The 16,345-nt window shown below is 59.1% G+C and carries 19 protein-coding genes and 2 tRNA genes; 15 read left to right on the top strand and 6 right to left on the bottom strand.

Translation table 11 applies throughout. The features are described 5' to 3' along the window. Nucleotides 1-4 precede the first annotated feature (4 nt). The 5 genes from ybgF to nadA all read left to right on the top strand — a co-directional run bounded on the left by ybgF (nucleotide 5) and on the right by nadA (nucleotide 3,770). A complete protein-coding gene (gene ybgF / locus ALTER154_RS12660) occupies nucleotides 5-826 on the top strand; it encodes a tol-pal system protein YbgF (RefSeq protein ID WP_160087522.1) in 822 nt (273 codons plus the stop codon). A gap of 261 nt (nucleotides 827-1,087) precedes the next feature. Further along, the gene (queE, locus tag ALTER154_RS12655; protein ID WP_160087520.1) at nucleotides 1,088-1,735 is read left to right on the top strand and encodes a 7-carboxy-7-deazaguanine synthase QueE; all 648 of its coding nucleotides are present in this window, start codon (nucleotides 1,088-1,090) and stop codon (nucleotides 1,733-1,735) included. 1 nt (nucleotide 1,736) lies between these two features. Further along, a complete protein-coding gene (gene queC, locus ALTER154_RS12650) occupies nucleotides 1,737-2,411 on the top strand; it encodes a 7-cyano-7-deazaguanine synthase QueC (protein ID WP_160087518.1) in 675 nt (224 codons plus the stop codon). 58 nt (nucleotides 2,412-2,469) lie between these two features. Beyond that, nucleotides 2,470-2,545: transfer RNA gene (locus ALTER154_RS12645), tRNA-Lys, on the top strand. A gap of 166 nt (nucleotides 2,546-2,711) precedes the next feature. Next, nucleotides 2,712-3,770 carry a quinolinate synthase NadA gene (nadA, locus tag ALTER154_RS12640; RefSeq protein WP_160087516.1) on the top strand — a complete coding sequence of 353 codons (1,059 nt, stop codon included), beginning with the start codon at nucleotides 2,712-2,714 and terminating at the stop codon, nucleotides 3,768-3,770. 60 nt (nucleotides 3,771-3,830) lie between these two features. Here the strand turns inward: nadA and ALTER154_RS12635 are convergent, their stop codons facing one another. Beyond that, the gene (locus ALTER154_RS12635; protein ID WP_160087514.1) at nucleotides 3,831-5,264 is read right to left on the bottom strand and encodes a M48 family metalloprotease; all 1,434 of its coding nucleotides are present in this window, start codon (nucleotides 5,262-5,264) and stop codon (nucleotides 3,831-3,833) included. 106 nt (nucleotides 5,265-5,370) lie between these two features. Between ALTER154_RS12635 and ALTER154_RS12630 the strand changes: the two genes are divergently transcribed. Beyond that, a complete protein-coding gene (locus ALTER154_RS12630; RefSeq protein ID WP_090252637.1) occupies nucleotides 5,371-5,622 on the top strand; it encodes a sulfurtransferase TusA family protein in 252 nt (83 codons plus the stop codon). Nucleotides 5,623-5,688: 66 nt separating this feature from the next. Beyond that, entirely contained in the window at nucleotides 5,689-6,753 is a 1,065-nt protein-coding gene (locus tag ALTER154_RS12625; RefSeq protein ID WP_160087512.1) for an AI-2E family transporter, read from the top strand. A gap of 52 nt (nucleotides 6,754-6,805) precedes the next feature. Here the strand turns inward: ALTER154_RS12625 and ALTER154_RS12620 are convergent, their stop codons facing one another. Both ALTER154_RS12620 and ALTER154_RS12615 read right to left on the bottom strand, forming a co-directional pair. Further along, the gene (locus ALTER154_RS12620) at nucleotides 6,806-7,279 is read right to left on the bottom strand and encodes a peroxiredoxin (RefSeq protein WP_160087510.1); all 474 of its coding nucleotides are present in this window, start codon (nucleotides 7,277-7,279) and stop codon (nucleotides 6,806-6,808) included. Nucleotides 7,280-7,293: 14 nt separating this feature from the next. Beyond that, complete coding sequence (locus ALTER154_RS12615; protein WP_090252644.1) at nucleotides 7,294-7,851, bottom strand: glycine cleavage system protein R; 558 nt, start codon at nucleotides 7,849-7,851, stop codon at nucleotides 7,294-7,296. A gap of 226 nt (nucleotides 7,852-8,077) precedes the next feature. Between ALTER154_RS12615 and dapA the strand changes: the two genes are divergently transcribed. The 4 genes from dapA (at nucleotide 8,078) to ALTER154_RS12595 (ending at nucleotide 11,335) form a co-directional block, all read left to right on the top strand. Continuing rightward, nucleotides 8,078-8,956 (top strand): 4-hydroxy-tetrahydrodipicolinate synthase, encoded by an 879-nt coding sequence (gene dapA, locus ALTER154_RS12610; protein WP_090252647.1) that lies wholly within the window; start codon nucleotides 8,078-8,080, stop codon nucleotides 8,954-8,956. A 17-nt stretch (nucleotides 8,957-8,973) separates the two neighbouring features. Further along, a complete protein-coding gene (gene bamC / locus ALTER154_RS12605; protein WP_160087508.1) occupies nucleotides 8,974-10,092 on the top strand; it encodes an outer membrane protein assembly factor BamC in 1,119 nt (372 codons plus the stop codon). Nucleotides 10,093-10,179: 87 nt separating this feature from the next. After that, nucleotides 10,180-11,049 (top strand): phosphoribosylaminoimidazolesuccinocarboxamide synthase, encoded by an 870-nt coding sequence (locus ALTER154_RS12600; RefSeq protein ID WP_090252652.1) that lies wholly within the window; start codon nucleotides 10,180-10,182, stop codon nucleotides 11,047-11,049. Between the two features lie 196 nt (nucleotides 11,050-11,245). Continuing rightward, nucleotides 11,246-11,335, top strand: a tRNA-Ser gene (locus ALTER154_RS12595). A gap of 143 nt (nucleotides 11,336-11,478) precedes the next feature. Here ALTER154_RS12595 and ALTER154_RS12590 read toward each other — a convergent pair. Further along, on the bottom strand, nucleotides 11,479-12,015 hold the full coding sequence (locus tag ALTER154_RS12590; protein WP_160090114.1) for a DUF3087 domain-containing protein: 537 nt from the start codon (nucleotides 12,013-12,015) through the stop codon (nucleotides 11,479-11,481). Nucleotides 12,016-12,189: 174 nt separating this feature from the next. Here ALTER154_RS12590 and ALTER154_RS12585 point away from each other — a divergent pair, with 174 nt between their 5' ends. Next, on the top strand, nucleotides 12,190-12,762 hold the full coding sequence (locus ALTER154_RS12585) for a hypothetical protein (RefSeq protein ID WP_160087506.1): 573 nt from the start codon (nucleotides 12,190-12,192) through the stop codon (nucleotides 12,760-12,762). Between the two features lie 33 nt (nucleotides 12,763-12,795). Here ALTER154_RS12585 and ALTER154_RS12580 read toward each other — a convergent pair whose 3' ends face one another. Next, nucleotides 12,796-13,011 carry a general stress protein CsbD gene (locus tag ALTER154_RS12580; protein WP_090252854.1) on the bottom strand — a complete coding sequence of 72 codons (216 nt, stop codon included), beginning with the start codon at nucleotides 13,009-13,011 and terminating at the stop codon, nucleotides 12,796-12,798. Between the two features lie 253 nt (nucleotides 13,012-13,264). On the opposite strand from ALTER154_RS12580, the gene ALTER154_RS12575 reads away from it, so the two are divergent. Beyond that, complete coding sequence (locus ALTER154_RS12575) at nucleotides 13,265-13,993, top strand: serine protease (protein ID WP_256665632.1); 729 nt, start codon at nucleotides 13,265-13,267, stop codon at nucleotides 13,991-13,993. Between the two features lie 10 nt (nucleotides 13,994-14,003). Here the strand turns inward: ALTER154_RS12575 and ALTER154_RS12570 are convergent, their stop codons facing one another. Further along, the gene (locus ALTER154_RS12570; RefSeq protein ID WP_178126340.1) at nucleotides 14,004-14,558 is read right to left on the bottom strand and encodes a hypothetical protein; all 555 of its coding nucleotides are present in this window, start codon (nucleotides 14,556-14,558) and stop codon (nucleotides 14,004-14,006) included. A 497-nt stretch (nucleotides 14,559-15,055) separates the two neighbouring features. On the opposite strand from ALTER154_RS12570, the gene ALTER154_RS12565 reads away from it, so the two are divergent. Both ALTER154_RS12565 and ALTER154_RS12560 read left to right on the top strand, forming a co-directional pair. Next, entirely contained in the window at nucleotides 15,056-15,460 is a 405-nt protein-coding gene (locus ALTER154_RS12565; protein ID WP_241693772.1) for a DUF4398 domain-containing protein, read from the top strand. After that, complete coding sequence (locus tag ALTER154_RS12560; RefSeq protein WP_160087504.1) at nucleotides 15,457-16,269, top strand: OmpA family protein; 813 nt, start codon at nucleotides 15,457-15,459, stop codon at nucleotides 16,267-16,269. The genes ALTER154_RS12565 and ALTER154_RS12560 overlap by 4 nt, the downstream gene beginning before the upstream one ends. The last annotated feature ends 76 nt before the right edge of the window (nucleotides 16,270-16,345 follow it).

Raw genomic sequence — 16,345 nt, 5'->3', positions numbered from 1 at the left:
CGATATGCGTACGTGCCGACGTGCTTTAACCGTTTTGGCGCTCAGCCTGCCGCTTGCGGCGTGGGCTGAGGTTCCCGTGGTGGATAGCAATGCCGGTTACGGCAGCAGTTACCCGCCTGCTGGTTACGGTACGTCCGGCACCTCCGTCGCGACAGGGGCTGCTGCCCCTGTCACGGCGCAGGGCATGCTGTTCAACCAGTTGCAGCAGATGCAGGAAGAGATCGCTCAGCTGCGCGGTACGCTGGAAGAGCAACAGAATGAAATTCAGCGTCTGAAACAAGAAAGCCTGGAGCGTTATCAGGATCTTGATCGACGTGTGAGTGGTGGTGCAGCAGGGGCTGCAGTCGGCCAGAATTCTTCAACTGCCGGTGCAATTAATGCCGGTGGTACGCCTACTCCGCCAGCGGCGGGGCAGGCACAAGCGCCGGCCAGTAATGAGCCGGTCGATCCAGCAAAGGAAAAGCTGTTTTACGAAGCGGCCTTTGATTTGATCAAAGCCAAGGACTTCGACAAAGCCAGTCAGGCTTTTGCCGCTTTCTTGCGCAAATATCCCAATAGTCAGTACGCTGGCAACGCGCAGTATTGGCTGGGCGAGGTAAATCTGGCTAAGGGTGATTTACAGGGCGCTGGCCAGGCCTTTGCGCGGGTCAGTCAGACTTACCCGAGCCACGCCAAAGTGCCGGATTCGCTGTTCAAACTGGCTGATGTCGAGCAGCGTCTGGGTAACAGTGACAAAGCCAAGGGCATTCTGCAGCAAGTAATTGCGCAGTACCCAGGCAGCTCGGCAGCTCAGCTGGCGCAGCGTGATTTGCAGCGCTTGCCTTAAGAGCTGAATGCTTGATCAAGAAACCCGCGCTTAGCGCGGGTTTTTTATTGGCAGCTATTACTGCATTTCCCCCACGGGGTGGTTGCTGAGTAGCGTTAAAGTTCTACCAGATTTTTATGGCCAGCCATCCTGGCGGTCAGTCTCTGTCCGTCGCCGCGCGACGTTAAAAATTTCACCCTTAATCTATTTCGTATACAATCCGCGCCCCTTTTCCCGCAACGGAGGCGGACAGCCTGTTTAGCTGTCACGCCCGTGGCTGATATGCAAGATACCCTGCGCATTACCGAGATTTTCTACTCGCTGCAGGGCGAGACGCGCACCGCCGGCTTGCCGACTGTGTTCGTTCGCCTGACCGGCTGTCCTCTGCGTTGCCAATACTGCGACACCGCCTATGCCTTCAGTGGTGGCGAGATCATGTCGCTGGACGCCATCGCCCTGCAGGTGGCTGGCTACAAGCCGCGTTATATCTGTGTGACCGGTGGTGAGCCGCTGGCGCAACCCAACTGCATCCCTTTGCTCAAGCGTCTGTGTGATGCCGGCTACGAGGTGTCACTGGAGACCAGTGGTGCTTTGGATGTTTCCGCTGTCGATCCGCGGGTAAGCAAGGTCCTCGACCTGAAAACCCCAGGCTCGGCCGAAGTGGCGCGTAACCGCTATGAGAATATTGACCTGCTGACGCCGAATGATCAGGTCAAGTTCGTGATCTGCTCCCGTGAGGACTATGACTGGGCGGTGAGTAAGCTGATCCAGTACCGCCTGGATCAGCGCGTTAGCGAAGTGCTGATGTCGCCAAGTCACCATGAGCTGGATGCGCGTTCGCTGGCTGAGTGGATCATTGCCGACAACCTGCCGGTTCGCCTGCAAATGCAGCTGCACAAGATTCTCTGGAATGATGAGCCGGGACATTGATATGAGCGATAAGAAAGCGGTAATTCTGCTGTCAGGTGGCCTGGATTCGGCCACCGTGGTGGCGTTGGCCAAAGCCGATGGTTACAGCTGTTACACCATGAGCTTTGATTACGGCCAGCGGCATCGCTCCGAGTTGCAGGCGGCCGAGCTGGTGGCACGGCAGTTGGGGGTGGTTGAGCACAAGGTGATCGGCCTGAACCTGAATGGCATAGGTGGCTCGGCGCTGACTGATTCCAGTATCGAGGTGCCGGAAGGCCCGACCGAAGGCATTCCGGTAACTTACGTGCCAGCGCGCAATACGGTTTTCCTGTCGCTGGCGTTGGGTTGGGCTGAGGTGTTGGGCGCTCGGGATATTTTTATCGGTGTGAACGCGGTGGATTATTCCGGTTACCCCGATTGCCGTCCGGAGTTTGTTGAGGCTTTCGAGCGTATGGCCAATCTGGCTACCAAGGCCGGTGTAGAAGGGCAGGGCTTTCGCATTCAGGCTCCACTGCAGGCCATGAGCAAGGCCGAGATCGTCCAGGCTGGCGTTCAGCAGGGCGTTGATTACGCGCTGACTGTCTCTTGCTACCAGGCTGATGATCAGGGCCGTGCCTGCGGTAAATGCGACAGCTGCCGTCTGCGTGCAGCGGGCTTTACTGCCGCAGGGTTGGTTGATCCCACTCGTTATTTCTAAAAAATTTTCCGCGAAGTGTTGAATTCCTGAATTAAATCAGTATCATGCGCCTCGCGTCGGGTCGTTAGCTCAGTTGGTAGAGCAGTTGGCTTTTAACCAATTGGTCGTAGGTTCGAATCCCACACGACCCACCATATTCCCTTCTTCGGAAGGTTAAAGAAGCCTGAAAGTTCTGATAAAAGAATTTTCAGGTTTTTTTTTATCTGTAATTTCCTACCTGTGTCTGGCCGTAAGCTGTCTGCGCCGTGCCATGCAGGCGGTATACTCGCTGCACTGAAAGCATATTCAGAGCCTGATGACATGACCCAGATTTCCGAACGCCTGCTGGTACAAGCCCACCTCGATGCCAAGCAGCCCAAGCCGCTCACGCCTGAGCAAGAGGCTTTTTACCGCAGCGAAATCGCCGCAGAGCTGAAAAAGCAAAATGCCGTACTGGTCGCACACTATTACTGCGACCCGGTGTTGCAGGCGCTGGCCGAAGAAACGGGCGGCTGCGTTTCCGACTCGCTGGAGATGGCACGCTTTGGCAATCAGCACCCGGCGCAGACTGTGTTGGTGGCCGGCGTAAAATTCATGGGCGAAACGGCGAAAATCCTTAATCCGGAAAAGCGCGTGCTGATGCCGACGCTTGAGGCGACTTGCTCGCTTGATCTGGGTTGTCCGGTGGAAGAGTTTTCGGCGTTCTGCGATCAGCACCCGCAGCGCACGGTAGTGGTGTATGCCAATACCTCGGCGGCGGTGAAGGCGCGGGCTGATTGGGTGGTGACCTCCAGCTGCGCGGTGGAGATTGTTGAGCACCTGATGGATAACGGCGAAAGCATCATCTGGGCACCGGATCAACACCTGGGGCGTTATATCCAGAACAAAACCGGCGCTGACATGCTGCTGTGGGACGGTGCCTGCATCGTCCACGAAGAGTTCAAAGCCAAGCAGCTGGAAGATATGAAGGCGCTGTATCCGGATGCCGCCGTGCTGGTGCACCCCGAGTCGCCGACAGCGGTGATCGATCTGGCCGATGCAGTGGGTTCTACCAGTCAGCTGATCGCCGCGGCGCAGCGCCTGCCGAACAAGACCTTTATCGTCGCCACCGACGCCGGCATCTTCTACAAGATGCAGCAGCTGTGTCCGGACAAGGAGTTTGTTGCCGCGCCCACCGCTGGCAACGGCGCTGCTTGCCGTAGTTGCGCGCATTGTCCGTGGATGGCCATGAATACTCTGCAGCGCACCTTGGAGTGCTTGCGTGAGGGTAGTAACGAGATATTCGTCGACCCGGCATTGATCCCAAAAGCGATCAAGCCGCTCAAGCGTATGCTCGACTTTACCCAGGCAGCGCGGCTCAAGCTGAGCGGCAACGCTTAAGCGAGCTGTATAAAAAAGCCAGGCATTTGCCTGGCTTTTTCGTCTCTAGGGAGCGCAGTGCTAGCGAAGCATCTGCTCGATGATGCGCTGTTCTTCCATCAGCTCGCGCTGCCTGGCGTCGATGCGTGAGGCGAGTTGGAAGTTGTTGCTGGCGCGGCGCTTGGCAAAGTCGAGCTGTTCCAGGGCCTGGTTGTAGTCACCGACCAGGGCGAAGAATTCGCCACGGGCTTGGTGCAGGCCGATGGTATTGCCGCTCAGGCCGCGCACTTCGGCTACCTGATACCAGACATCCGGATCTTTGCCGCGACTTTTCAGCATGTCGTCGAGGGCGCGCTCGGCTTCCTGAGTGCGCACCTGCTTCATCAGCAGATCGATATGCGCCTGGTTGACGGGGTAATTGTTCGGATAAAGGGTCAGCAAGCGGGTGATCCGGCTTTGCGCGTCGCCTAGGCGATTGGCAGCCATATCCAGTTCAACGTGCGCCAGGTTGTAGGTGACGTCGTTGGGGGATTTGGCGAGCAGGGGTTGCAACGCTTCGCGGGCTTCTTTGTGCTGTCCGCTCTTGATCAGCGCAATCGCCAAGCCATAGCGGGCGGCTTCCAGCTGCGGATTCTCGTCGAGCATGTTGCGAAAGCGTTTGGCGGCGACACCTGGGGTTTCTTCGTAGATCAGCTGCACGCGTGCGCGCATCAGCTGGTAGCGCACGCTGTCAGTGATCCCTGACGCGTTGTACTGCTCGGCGCGGTTGCGGGTGTCGGCGATGCGCGATTCCGACACCGGGTGAGTGAGGAGGAACTCCGGCGGCTTGCGATCGTAGCGGTACTGGCGCATCAGGCGCTCGAACATGCTGGGCATAGCGCGCGGATCGAAGCCGGCTTTTTCCAGGTTGACCAGGCCGATGCGGTCGGCTTCCTGCTCATTTTGTCGAGAGAAGCGTCGTTGTTCCTGCATCGCTGCTGCTTGGGTCGAGGCGATGGCGGCGATGCCCAGGTCGCCAGCACCAGCCGCCGCTGCGACGATACCCGCGAGCAGTCCGGCCATCACCGGGATCTGCATGCGCTGCTGTGCTTCTAGCCCTCGAGCGAAGTGGCGTTGTGACAAATGCGCCAGTTCGTGAGCCATAACCGAGGCGTACTCGGCTTCGGTCTGCGCATAGAGAAACAGGCCGCCGTTGACCCCGACAATTCCACCGGGCGCAGCAAAGGCGTTGATCTGTGGGCTGTTGAGCAGAACGAATTCCAGGCGTCGATCCTGCAGTTGGCTGGTTTCGCTCAGGCGATAGACGCTGGTTTCGACGAAGTCCTTGAGCTGTGGATCGTCGAGCTGGCTGACCTGGCCGCGAACCAGGCTCAGCCAGGCGCGGCCCAGCTGGTGCTCTTGCTGTGGGGAAACGATGGCGGAACTGGCATCGCCAAGGGAGGGCAGGTCACTGGCCGTGGCGGGGGCTGCCAGCAGGCATGCCAGCGTCAACAGGGTAGGGCGCAGAAGGCTCATGCACAAAGCTCGTGTCGAACAAAGGCGCTACTGTAGCTGGCTGGCGGCGGTGCTGGCCAGGGTTGTACGCCCTTGGGTATCCTTGCGGCCTTCCTGGAGTGGCTCAATGACTGATATGCAATGGCGTGCCGAGGACTTCGACGCGCAACTGGACGCCTGCGGGCTCAACTGCCCGCTACCTTTACTCAAAGCCAAGCTGGAGCTAAACCGCCTGGCCAGTGGCGCCGTACTCAAGGTTGAGGCCACTGATGCCGGCTCGCAGCGGGATTTCCGTGCCTTCGCCAGCCTGGCCGGGCATAGTCTGTTGCGTGAAGAGGTCGATAGTGGTGTGTATCGCTATTGGCTGCGCAAGGCCTAGCAGCTGCGACGACAAGTGCGGTTCATAGGGATGCCTGTGAAGGCGCTGCTCAAGTAAGGAGTCACGATGTTCAAGGTGTTTCAGGATTGGTTGCATCGCTATTTTTCTGATGAGCAGGCGGTGGTGCTCGCGGTTTTATTGGTGTTGGGCTTTGCCGCGATCCTGAACCTGGGTGGAATGTTGGCTCCAGTGCTGACCGGCTTGGTGCTGGCGTTTCTGATGCAGGGGTTGGTGAATGCCTTTGAACGTCTGCGCTTGCCGCAAGTGGTGGCGGTGTGGCTGGTGTTTACCCTGTTTTTAAGCATGCTAGGGCTGTTTCTGTTGGTGTTGATGCCACTGCTTTGGCAACAGTTGAGCACCTTGTTCAATGAGCTGCCGCGCATGCTTGGCGAGTGGCAGTCGCTGTTTCTGCTGCTGCCGGAGCGATACCCGACGCTGATTACCGATGTACAGGTGCTGCAGTTAATTGAGGGCGTGCGGGGTGAGGTTGGCAAGTTTGGCCAGTGGGCACTGTCGTTTTCCTTATCAAGCTTGCCGATGCTGGTCAGCATCATGATCTACCTCGTGCTGGTGCCGATTCTGGTGTTCTTCTTCCTCAAGGATCGCGAGCTGATCAGTGCGTGGTTTCGTGGTTATCTGCCGCGTGAACGTGCGTTGATCACTCAAGTGGCTGAGGAGATGAACAAGCAGATTGCCAACTACATTCGCGGCAAGGTGATCGAAATCATTATCTGTGGTGTGGTCACCTACATCGCGTTTGCCTACTTGGGGCTTAACTACGCCGCGCTGCTGGCCTTGTTGGTCGGTCTGTCGGTGGTAGTGCCATATATCGGCGCCGTGGTGGTCACTGTGCCGGTGGCGCTGATCGGGCTGTTTCAGTGGGGGCTTGGTGACCAGTTCATTTACCTGATGGTGGTTTACGGGATCATCCAGGCGCTGGACGGCAACGTCCTGGTGCCGCTGCTGTTCTCCGAGGCGGTCAATCTGCACCCGGTGGCGATCATCTGCGCGGTGCTGCTGTTTGGCGGCATGTGGGGCTTCTGGGGCGTGTTCTTCGCCATCCCGTTGGCCACGCTATTCAAGGCTGTGATCGATGCCTGGCCACGTAGAGAGCAGATAACGGCGGATTAATCCGCAGACAATAAAAAGCCGGTCAATTGACCGGCTTTTTTGCGCGCGCGATTCAGGCTTTATTCAGTGCCTGGGCCGCGGCCAGTACCGCATCGACATGCCCGGGTACTTTCACGCCACGCCATTCCTGGCGCAATACACCCTCTTTATCGATCAGGAAGGTGCTGCGGTCCACGCCCAGGTATTCCTTACCGTAGAGTTTCTTCAGTTTGATCACATCGAACAGCTGGCAAACGGCTTCATCTTTGTCAGAGATCAGCTCAAAGGGGAATTCCTGCTTGCACTTGAAGTTCTCGTGGGACTTCAGGCTGTCGCGCGATACGCCGAAGATCAGCGTGTTAGCTGCCTGAAACGCCGGGTATTGGTCGCGAAAACCCTGGCCCTCGGTGGTGCAGCCCGGCGTGCTGTCCTTCGGGTAAAAGTAGATCACCACTTGCTGGCCTTTGAGTGCGGACAGCTTTACGGTCTGGCCGCTGGTGGCCTCTGCCTGAAAATCTGCAACCGGGGTGTCGAGTACTACGGCCATATCGTGCTGCTCCTTTATGGGTTCTGCGGACGCCAGGGTTCAATCAAAGCGTCCAGATTCAACGCATCGGCAAAGTCGAGGAACTGATCACGCAACCAGCTGATCTGCGTGCCGGCTGGCAAGGTCACGGTAAGGGTCGCGTTGAGCATGGTGCCGCCGGTCTGCGGTGCCTGGTAGGTGTCACAGGTGAGGTTTTCCAGCTCGACGTGGTGATCGAGAAAGAACTGGCACAGCTCATTGAGGATGTCTGGGCGGTAGGCCGAGCTGACATACGCCACATACGGCAGCGCTTGTGGGCGGCTTTCCGAGGCGGCGCTGCGAATCACATTGACCGAGAAGCTGTGCTTCTTCGCCAGCGCCGGCAGGCTTGACTCCAAGCGAGCCAGTGCATCCCAGCTGCCGGATATCTGCAAGACCAGTGCGCTGTACTCACCATGTCGGCTGAGGCGAGTACTGACCACGGCGCAACGGTTCTCGTGACTGGTGCGGCAGAGCACGTTGGTCAGCTCCATGGCGTTGGGGCCAAGGGCGCTGATAAGCAGGAATTGTTCGCGAACTGGGGGGGTGGACATGCAGCCTTCCTAAACAATAAGCGGTCGAGCCGTTTATACAGCACCGATCAAAGCCGGAAGGGTAGCGAAAAGCACCGCTCAGGGGAATGCCGGCAGGGCTTGGCGATGTGGAATGTGCCGCGTTTGCCTGAGAAAGATTGTATACGCGTTGCCGAGGTACTTCGCTTGTGCAAGGCAGGTGGCCCCAGTACCATTACCGCTCTCTTTTTCCGGCAGGAGCGGTTGCATGATTGCGGGCAGTATGGTGGCACTGGTTACGCCCATGGATGCACAAGGTGGTCTTGATTGGGACGGCCTGAGCAAACTGGTGGATTTCCACCTGCAAGAGGGCACCAACGCCATCGTCGCGGTCGGCACCACAGGTGAGTCCGCCACGCTTGACGTGGGTGAGCACGTAGAAGTGATCCGTCGTGTGGTCGATCAGGTAGCCGGACGTATTCCCGTCATCGCCGGTACCGGTGGCAACTCCACCCGAGAGTCAGTCGAACTGACCCGCGCTGCTAAAGATGTCGGCGCCGACGCCTGCCTGCTGGTCACCCCGTATTACAACAAGCCGACTCAGGAAGGCCTGTACCTGCACTTCCGCCATATCGCCGAATCGGTTGCCATCCCGCAGATCCTCTACAACGTGCCGGGCCGTACGGTCTGCGACATGCTGCCGGAAACCGTTGAGCGTCTGGCCAAGATCGACAACATCATCGGTATCAAGGAAGCCACGGGTGACCTGCAGCGCGGCCAGGAAGTTCTGGATCGCGTGAGCAAGGATTTCCTGGTCTATTCCGGCGATGACGCCACCGCCGTCGAGCTGATGCTGATGGGAGGCAAGGGCAATATCTCGGTAACCGCCAACGTCGCCCCGCGCGCGATGAGCGATCTGTGCGCAGCAGCCATGCGCGGTGAAGCCGCCATTGCCCGCGCCATCAACGACCGCCTGATGCCGCTGCACAAGGCGCTGTTTATCGAATCCAACCCGATTCCGGTGAAATGGGCTCTGCATGAAATGGGTTTGATGCCAGACGGTATTCGTCTGCCACTGACCTGGCTCAGTCCACGTTGTCATGAACCGCTGCGTCAGGCCCTGCGCCAGTCCGGCGTATTGGTTTAATTGAGGAATTACTACGCATGAAGCGACTCACCGGACTCTCCGCCCTGGCCCTGATCATCGCTGGTACCAGCGGTTGCGGCTGGATCTATGGCGAAAACGGCTATTTCCGTGACCGTGGTAGCGACTACCTCGAAGCCCGTCAGACGGCCACGATGCAAATGCCGCCAAACGTCGACGCCAAGCGTATCGACCCACTGCTGCCCGTGCCGCAGCAAGTTGCCACCACCACCGATACCGGCGAATTTACCGTGCCGCGCCCGCAAGCTCTGGCTGTGGCCGGTGATGCCAGCGAGTTCAGCCTGCAGAAGAGTGGTGAGTCGCGCTGGGTTGTGGCGCAGCGCGTACCGGCCGAAGTCTGGCCTGTGGCGCGTCAGTTCTTTGCTGACAATGGCTTCCAGATTGCAGAAGAGCGTCCGCAAACGGGCGAATTTAGTACTTCCTGGCAGCGTTTTGATGCCCTGTCTGAATCCATGGCGCGTCGTCTGAGCAGCCGCGTATCTGGTGTGAACCCAGATGCCGAAACTCGCGTGCGGGTGCGTATCGAGCCAGGCGTGCAGCGCAATACCAGCGAAATCTTCGTGGTCAGCGCCGAGCGTCCAGCTGGCAGCACCGCCGATGTCGCCTTCACTAACCGCAGCAGCAACCCCAGCCTGGATGCCGCGCTGCTCGATGAAATGCTCGTGACCCTGGCGCGCAGCGCCGAGCAGGGTGGTTCGGTCTCCTTGCTGGCTGCTCGTGATTACGATGCTCCGAACCGCGTAAGCCTGTCCGAAGACGGCAACGGTAACCCGGTGCTGAGTCTGGGTGCTGATTTCGATCGCGCCTGGTCCGGTGTCGGTCGCTCCCTGGAAATGGCTGATGTACGCATCGACGACATCAACCGCAGCCTGGGCGTGTACTACATCAACCTCGCCGAGCGCGCGCAGAAGCCGGACGAAAAACCTGGCTTCTTCGGTAGCGTGTTTGGCAGCGCGCCGAGCAAGGAAGAGATCGACGCCCGTGCCGAACGCTATCAGGTACGCCTGACCGCCGTTGGCGACAGCGTGCAGGTCACCGTGGAAAAAGATCTCAACACCATTGCCCCAGCCGACGTGGCGCGCAAGGTGCTGGACCTGATCCAGGAAAACCTTGGCTGACAGCAGGTAACTGCTGCACCGGCAATACCAATAGGCGAAACCCGGCGGGTTTCGCCTGTTTTGTTTACCAAAGGCGGAAATTCCGACATGAGCACAGCCACCACCCTGAGCCTGAAGAAAATCTATTCGGGCAAAGTCCGTGATCTTTACGAGATCGACGACAAACGCATGCTGATGGTCGCCACCGACCGCCTTTCGGCATTCGACGTGATCCTCAACGAGCCAATCCCGGAAAAGGGCAAGATCCTCACCGCCATCTCCAACTTCTGGTTCGACAAGCTCAAGGATTTGGTGCCCAACCACTTCACCGGCGACAAGGTTGAAGACATCGTCCCCGCCGCCGAACTGCCTCTGGTGGAAGGCCGCGCAGTAGTCGCCAAGCGCCTCAAGCCAGTCGCGGTGGAAGCCATCGTGCGCGGCTATATCGTTGGCTCCGGTTGGAAGGAATACCAGAAGAGCGGCACCGTTTGCGGCATCCAACTGCCTGCGGGCCTCAAAGAAGCAGCCAAACTGCCGCAGCCGATCTTCACGCCCTCGACCAAGGCTGCCGTGGGCGACCACGACGAGAACATCAGTTTCGAGCAATGCGAAGCGATCATCGGCGCCGAGCTGGCAGCTAAAGTGCGCGACACCTCGATTGCCCTCTACAGCGCAGCGGTGGAATACGCAGCCACGCGCGGCATCATCATCGCCGACACTAAGTTCGAATTCGGGCTGGACGAAGACGGCACCCTGACCCTGATGGACGAAGCCCTGACCCCGGACTCCAGCCGCTTCTGGCCGGCCGACAGCTATGCAGAAGGCAAGAACCCACCAAGCTTCGATAAGCAGTTCGTACGCGACTGGCTGGAATCCACTGGCTGGAACAAAGAGCCGCCAGCCCCCGCAGTGCCCGCCGACGTCGCGCAGAAAACCGCCGACAAATACCGCGAAGCCCTGACGCGCCTCACCGTCTAAGCCGCAGCAATACGCGCGTAAGCGCGACAAAAAGGGGCGCTGCGGCGCCCCTTTTTGTGGGCAGCTAAACAGTTGCCCACTAGCCAGATTTTGTAGCTGTTAACCGCCTTTGATCGCAAGCATCTGAAAGTATGTGAAAAATTTCAAAACTGGGGTTCGCCAAACGTACTTCAGCTGTTATCATGCGCGCCGCCACGGGAAGATGCCGGAGTGGCCGAACGGGACGGATTCGAAATCCGTTGTATCAGCGATGGTACCTAGGGTTCAAATCCCTATCTTCCCGCCATATTGAAGTACGCAAAGCCCGCTGAAGTCTTGATAGATTCCAGCGGGCTTTTTTGTGGGGCGCAGGTTTAGGGTAAAACTGTCCTAAAAATGCTCCATGTCCTTCATTTTATGCTGTTCCCTTTGGCAGCGCTTACTTGCAGGTTAGCGGGGCAGGGGCTGGATCTTTTTCACAGCTTCAAGCCAGTCCGCATCGAGTTGCAGTTGGTCAATATCCATACTCAGTTCTTCCATGCGTTCTTGGTGTTGGTTGATTTCCGCCACCGCTTCACTCAGGGCGCTGGAGTTGCCATCCAACTGGTGCATTTGGGTCAGGCCCAGGTGGTAGAAGCGCAGTAGCTGCATGGCTGCTGGGTCGCGGGCGGCGACGCCGGCTTTGACGTGGTGCATCAGGTTGGTCACGCGCATCAGGCTGCGTTTCAGGCGCCAGCCGTACACGGCAGCGGCCATAAAGGGCTGTGGCCACAGCACCACGCGCACCAGGACCACGGTCAGCGCTAATGCGGCGATAACCCCACCAAGGTTCAAGCGGAAGTTGTCGCCGCCTGGGGTGCCGAATAGCAGCACAGCGCTGCTCGACAGCAGCATGGCCAGGGCGACGAAGATTGCCGCTATCGTCAGGGTGCTGCGGCGGGTTTGCTGACGGTAGATTTCAGGAGTGCGGTGCTGGATTTTGAACATCGGGGCCACGGTAATTCTCACTTGAGCAGGTGGTAGCGGCGTTGCTTACGGGTTGGGTAGGGCAGGCCGGGGTTGTCGAGGCATGCTCCCAATGCTGCAAATTATGCGCGATTGCTCGGCAACAGGTATCTTCGCCCATCCGTTGACCGCATCGCTTAAGGATTTACCGGGTTTATGAGTCGTACTGTGTTTCAGGCTGTGATTATCTGCGTGGCGGCGCTGTGTTCGGGCGCCGCGTTGGCCAAGGTCGAGGTGCAGGCCGGGCAGCATAAGACGCTCGGGCGGGTTTTGCTGGCCAAGGTTTCCGAGGATATTGCGCCGGGCGATTACGAGGCGCTGCTCAAGGGCATCAAAGCCAACCCGGGCAAGTACGCGAAGAAAATCGTCATGCTCGACAGCATCGGCGGCAGCGTATCCGAGGCCATTCGCATGGGGCGTTTGCTGCGTGAAACCGGCTTCGACGCTTTGGTGCCGTCCACCGGGGTGTGCCAGGGCAGTTGCGTGTACCTGCTGGCGGCGGGGCATGGCAAAAGCGTGCGCGGTTATGTGGGGATTCACAGGCCGTATTATGCGGGCAGTGATTCGGTGCATTCGGCATCTGCCTTCGGGCCGAGCCGCGCCACTCAAACCGCCTATTTCAAGGAAATGCAGATTCCGCCGGAACTGCTTGCGGCGATCAACAGCACCGAGCCGCGGCGCATGCGCGTGCTGACGCCGGCTGAGCTGGCGCGCTATCGCTTGAAGTGAGGCGGTCGCTTGCTTGCCAGCGTTGGCGCGCTGTCAGCTGGTGCGGTGCCTTTCGAAGAAGCTCATGACCTGCTTGCTGGCGTCCTCGCGGGGCATGTCGTAGCGCTGCTGCACCAGGTTGGTCAGTTTCTGCGCGTCGCCTTCGGATTTGATCAGTTCATCCAGGGTCAGCTCGTCCCAGACAATCAGGGCGAGGCCGGCCAGTTTGCGCCAGTTTTTCTGGATGATTTCGGCAAGGGGTCTGCTCATGTGTGGTGCTCCTGAGTTTACCGCGCTGGGCCGGTTGCGCGGTCAGAGCGGAATTGTGCTGATGCCAGCCTGTCAAAGCTGAGGTCGTCAGTCGGTGCGCTACAGCGCTTATGCGGGTTTGCGTACCGACGCCATGGCGCTGCGCCGATAGCCTGATTGCCGCGCCGTAGGTGAAATGGCGTGGCAATTGCTCTATTTAGAGCCTCATGGGCCTGTTCTGGCATGCCTGCCGTCAATTCAAGGATATGCCGCAATGTCGATGATCGAACCTGTGCTGCTGACGGCTGCACGCGTCTGTACCTTTGCCGGGGAGCAGTTGCTGACCAACGCCAGCGGCTTTTACTTCGCCCGCGATGAGCGTCTGTTCTTGGTAACCAGTCGGCACGTGATGATTGATGAGCCGAGCCAGCATTTTCCCGATCGTGTCGAGATCGAAGTGCACACCGATTTGCACAATGTGGCGCAGACTACCGGCTTCTCCATGCCGCTCTATCGCGATGGCCAGAGCCTTTGGCGGCAGGGCTGCGATGGTGCTGGTGAGGTTGATGTGGCGGTGCTGGAGATCAAGCGCGCGGCGCTGCCAGAGAGCATGGTCTATCACGCTTTTACCCCGGAGCATCTACTGCAGCCGCAAACCCCGGTAGAGGTCGGTACGTCCTTGCTGGTGGTGGGTTTCCCCCTGGGTTTTCACGACACCCTGCACCATATCGCGGTGGTGCGGCATGCCGTGGTGGCGTCGTCATTCGGCCTGCGTTTTCAGGGCCAGGGGTACTTTCTGACCGATGCCCGCACACACCGCGGCACCAGTGGTGCGCCAGTGGTAATGCGCATACCGGACAGCGAGACAGATGAGTTGCCTTGGGTGCTGCTGGGCGTGCATTCGGCGCGGCTTGATCTGGGTAGCCGAGATCTAGAGGTGGACGAGGCTCTAGGGCTCAATTGCACCTGGTATGCCGATATTCTGCTGACCCTGACTCAGTAAGGATCTGGGCTCAACGTTGCTGCTGCAGCTCGGGTGCAGCGGCCATGTTGATGTCCTTGACCAGGCCGGATGTGGCCTTGATCACCTCGCGTGCCATGCGGGTCTCCTGCTCGTTGTGGGTCTGTGCCACCAGCACCACATCACCGTGGGTAATCGCCTTACTCACCAGCTTGGCAAAGCGTCCGTGATGCTGGCCAGCGCCGGATGAGGCGCCGATCACACCGCCGAGAAAACCGCCGATAAAGCCCCCCATGCCCATCAGGGAGAAGGGCGCAAGGATCGGGCTGGCGTGGAACAGGCTGACTTCACTGACGATCAACGCTACCGCGATCAAGGCACCAATGCCGATACCAATACCGGTACCAATAGTGATGTCGACCAGCATGTCCTTGAGCACCTTGTTGCTTTTCGCCTGCGGTGCAGGAGCGGGTGGGGCATCGGCGTTGCCTGCAACGATCTCCAGCTGTTCGTGGTGCATGCCACGCTGAATCAACTGGGCCAGTGCCTGTTCAGCGGTGCTGCGTTGGGTAAAGAAGCCTGAAACGTGGTGGCGATAGAGGTCCATCTTGCTGCTCCTGATCGTGAGCCGTCGTCGACGACCGAACGGAAGCTTAAGCCGCGTAAATGGGCGTGTCTGTGCGCCTGCGTACGCAGGGCGCATTGCGATACCCGCGATTGTGCGGTCTATGCGCGCCAGCGTACCGACAGGACTGTGCCGAGCTGCGATTGTCGCTCCAGGCGAGCTGCAGTCGCGAAGTGAGTGCCGTGTTTCAAGGTGGCGTTTAGCCTGCAGTTGCCTGTGCATTAACCGTCGGAGATGCGCCATGAAAATCCACTACCGCCCGCTCTTGCTGGCGTTTGCCATTGCCTATGCCGTCCTTGCCGTGAGCAGTCTGCTGATTGCCATGAGCCTGGCGCAGAGCGTCATGCCATAGGCCATTGATCTGGCGACCAAGAATGCTGTCTGCCGCGCTGATTGAGCGCTGTGGCTTAGCCCACCTGGGCCCGTGTGCGGCGAAAGCTGTGGCGTGCTTACCCGTAATTGTTTTTGAGGACATTCCTATGAACAGGACTTCATCCATCGTTGATGGCATGGCTGCGTTGCGTTTCGCCGGCCTTTGCGCCGGGCTGCTGATGCTCAGCGCCTGCGCTTCACCGCCCCTGCCGCCGAGCCAGGCGTTGCAAGCTGCCGAATCGGCGATCAGCAATGCCGAACAGGCCCGCGTGGCCGATTACGCCTCACCGGAGCTGGGTGTCGCTCGGGAAAAACTGACCGCCGCCAATATGGCTGTGCAGCGTGAGGAGATGCTGCTCGCCGAGCGCCTGGCAGACCAGTCGCGGGTAGAGGCCGAGCTGGCCCTGGCCAAGTCACAGGCGACCAAAGCCAAGGTAGTCAATGACGAAATGCAGAAAAGCACCAACAGCCTGAAACAGGAAATGCAACGCAACACGGGAGCTCAACAATGAACCTTGCTCATAACGCGAAGCACCTGCTGCTGGTCAGCGCAATCAGCCTTGCACTGGCCGGCTGCGCCGCTAAACCGAGCATGCCGGAAGGCGCCGCCGATGTGCGCGGCAAGCTCACCCGCTTGCAAGCTGATCCACAGCTGAATACTCGCGCGCCTGTCGCGCTCAAGGCCGCTGAAGATGCGGTGACCGTCGCCGAACAGCCGCGCAAGGATCAGGACGCAGAGCAGGCCCTGGGCCAGCATCTGGTGGTGATGGCTGACCGCAAAGTGGAAATTGCCACGGCGCTGGCGCAGACCCGCTTCTACGAGGATCAGCGCAAAATCCTCAGCCAGCAGCGTGAAGGCGCGCGTCTGGATTCGCGCACCCGCGAGGCCGACCAGGCGCAGCGGCAGAACAGCCAGTTACAGCAACAGATTGATGAGCTGAATGCCAAGCAAACCGAACGTGGCTTGGTCATGACCCTGGGTGATCTGCTATTCGCTACCGGGCGCTCAGAGTTGCGTGCGGGTACGGCCAATAACCTCGGCAAGCTGGCGATTTTTCTCGGCCAGCATCCTGAGCGGCAAGTACTGATTGAAGGGCATACCGATAACGTCGGCAGCGAAGAAATGAACCTGAGCCTGTCGCAACGTCGCGCCGACTTGGTGATGCATTACCTGACCAATCAGGGCGTTTCCCCAAGCCGCCTGGGTGCTTCGGGCAAGGGCGAGAGCATGCCAGTTGCCGGTAATGAGTCGGCTTCAGGTCGGCAGATGAACCGGCGGGTGGAAATCATCATCAGCCATGACATGGCATCACAACGCTGATGCCATGTTCTGACCTGCAGCCTTTGTAGGTCAGCTAAGCGCAGGTCGGAGCCCTTCCGACCTGCACGGCTGTACA

Source organism: Pseudomonas sp. 9AZ (assembly GCF_902506525.1).
Taxonomy (GTDB): Bacteria; Pseudomonadota; Gammaproteobacteria; order Pseudomonadales; family Pseudomonadaceae; genus Aquipseudomonas; species Aquipseudomonas peli.
The sequence above is the reverse complement of the archived record's forward strand: the minus strand, read 5'-3'. Positions and strand labels throughout refer to the sequence as shown.

What these genes read in the sequence shown, in the direction of transcription:
- ALTER154_RS12585 (WP_160087506.1), top strand. Translation starts at nt 12,190, where the DNA reads ATGAGTCGTACTGTGTTTCAGGCTGTGATTATCTGCGTGGCGGCGCTG.
- ALTER154_RS12620 (WP_160087510.1), bottom strand. Translation starts at nt 7,279, where the DNA reads ATGGCCGTAGTACTCGACACCCCGGTTGCAGATTTTCAGGCAGAGGCC.
- ALTER154_RS12560 (WP_160087504.1), top strand. Translation starts at nt 15,457, where the DNA reads ATGAACCTTGCTCATAACGCGAAGCACCTGCTGCTGGTCAGCGCAATC.
- ALTER154_RS12635 (WP_160087514.1), bottom strand. Translation starts at nt 5,264, where the DNA reads ATGAGCCTTCTGCGCCCTACCCTGTTGACGCTGGCATGCCTGCTGGCA.
- ALTER154_RS12575 (WP_256665632.1), top strand. Translation starts at nt 13,265, where the DNA reads ATGTCGATGATCGAACCTGTGCTGCTGACGGCTGCACGCGTCTGTACC.
- queC (WP_160087518.1), top strand. Translation starts at nt 1,737, where the DNA reads ATGAGCGATAAGAAAGCGGTAATTCTGCTGTCAGGTGGCCTGGATTCG.
- ALTER154_RS12615 (WP_090252644.1), bottom strand. Translation starts at nt 7,851, where the DNA reads ATGTCCACCCCCCCAGTTCGCGAACAATTCCTGCTTATCAGCGCCCTT.
- queE (WP_160087520.1), top strand. Translation starts at nt 1,088, where the DNA reads ATGCAAGATACCCTGCGCATTACCGAGATTTTCTACTCGCTGCAGGGC.
- ALTER154_RS12565 (WP_241693772.1), top strand. Translation starts at nt 15,056, where the DNA reads ATGAACAGGACTTCATCCATCGTTGATGGCATGGCTGCGTTGCGTTTC.
- ALTER154_RS12630 (WP_090252637.1), top strand. Translation starts at nt 5,371, where the DNA reads ATGACTGATATGCAATGGCGTGCCGAGGACTTCGACGCGCAACTGGAC.
- dapA (WP_090252647.1), top strand. Translation starts at nt 8,078, where the DNA reads ATGATTGCGGGCAGTATGGTGGCACTGGTTACGCCCATGGATGCACAA.
- ALTER154_RS12600 (WP_090252652.1), top strand. Translation starts at nt 10,180, where the DNA reads ATGAGCACAGCCACCACCCTGAGCCTGAAGAAAATCTATTCGGGCAAA.
- ybgF (WP_160087522.1), top strand. Translation starts at nt 5, where the DNA reads ATGCGTACGTGCCGACGTGCTTTAACCGTTTTGGCGCTCAGCCTGCCG.
- nadA (WP_160087516.1), top strand. Translation starts at nt 2,712, where the DNA reads ATGACCCAGATTTCCGAACGCCTGCTGGTACAAGCCCACCTCGATGCC.
- ALTER154_RS12590 (WP_160090114.1), bottom strand. Translation starts at nt 12,015, where the DNA reads ATGTTCAAAATCCAGCACCGCACTCCTGAAATCTACCGTCAGCAAACC.
- ALTER154_RS12570 (WP_178126340.1), bottom strand. Translation starts at nt 14,558, where the DNA reads ATGGACCTCTATCGCCACCACGTTTCAGGCTTCTTTACCCAACGCAGC.
- ALTER154_RS12580 (WP_090252854.1), bottom strand. Translation starts at nt 13,011, where the DNA reads ATGAGCAGACCCCTTGCCGAAATCATCCAGAAAAACTGGCGCAAACTG.
- ALTER154_RS12625 (WP_160087512.1), top strand. Translation starts at nt 5,689, where the DNA reads ATGTTCAAGGTGTTTCAGGATTGGTTGCATCGCTATTTTTCTGATGAG.
- bamC (WP_160087508.1), top strand. Translation starts at nt 8,974, where the DNA reads ATGAAGCGACTCACCGGACTCTCCGCCCTGGCCCTGATCATCGCTGGT.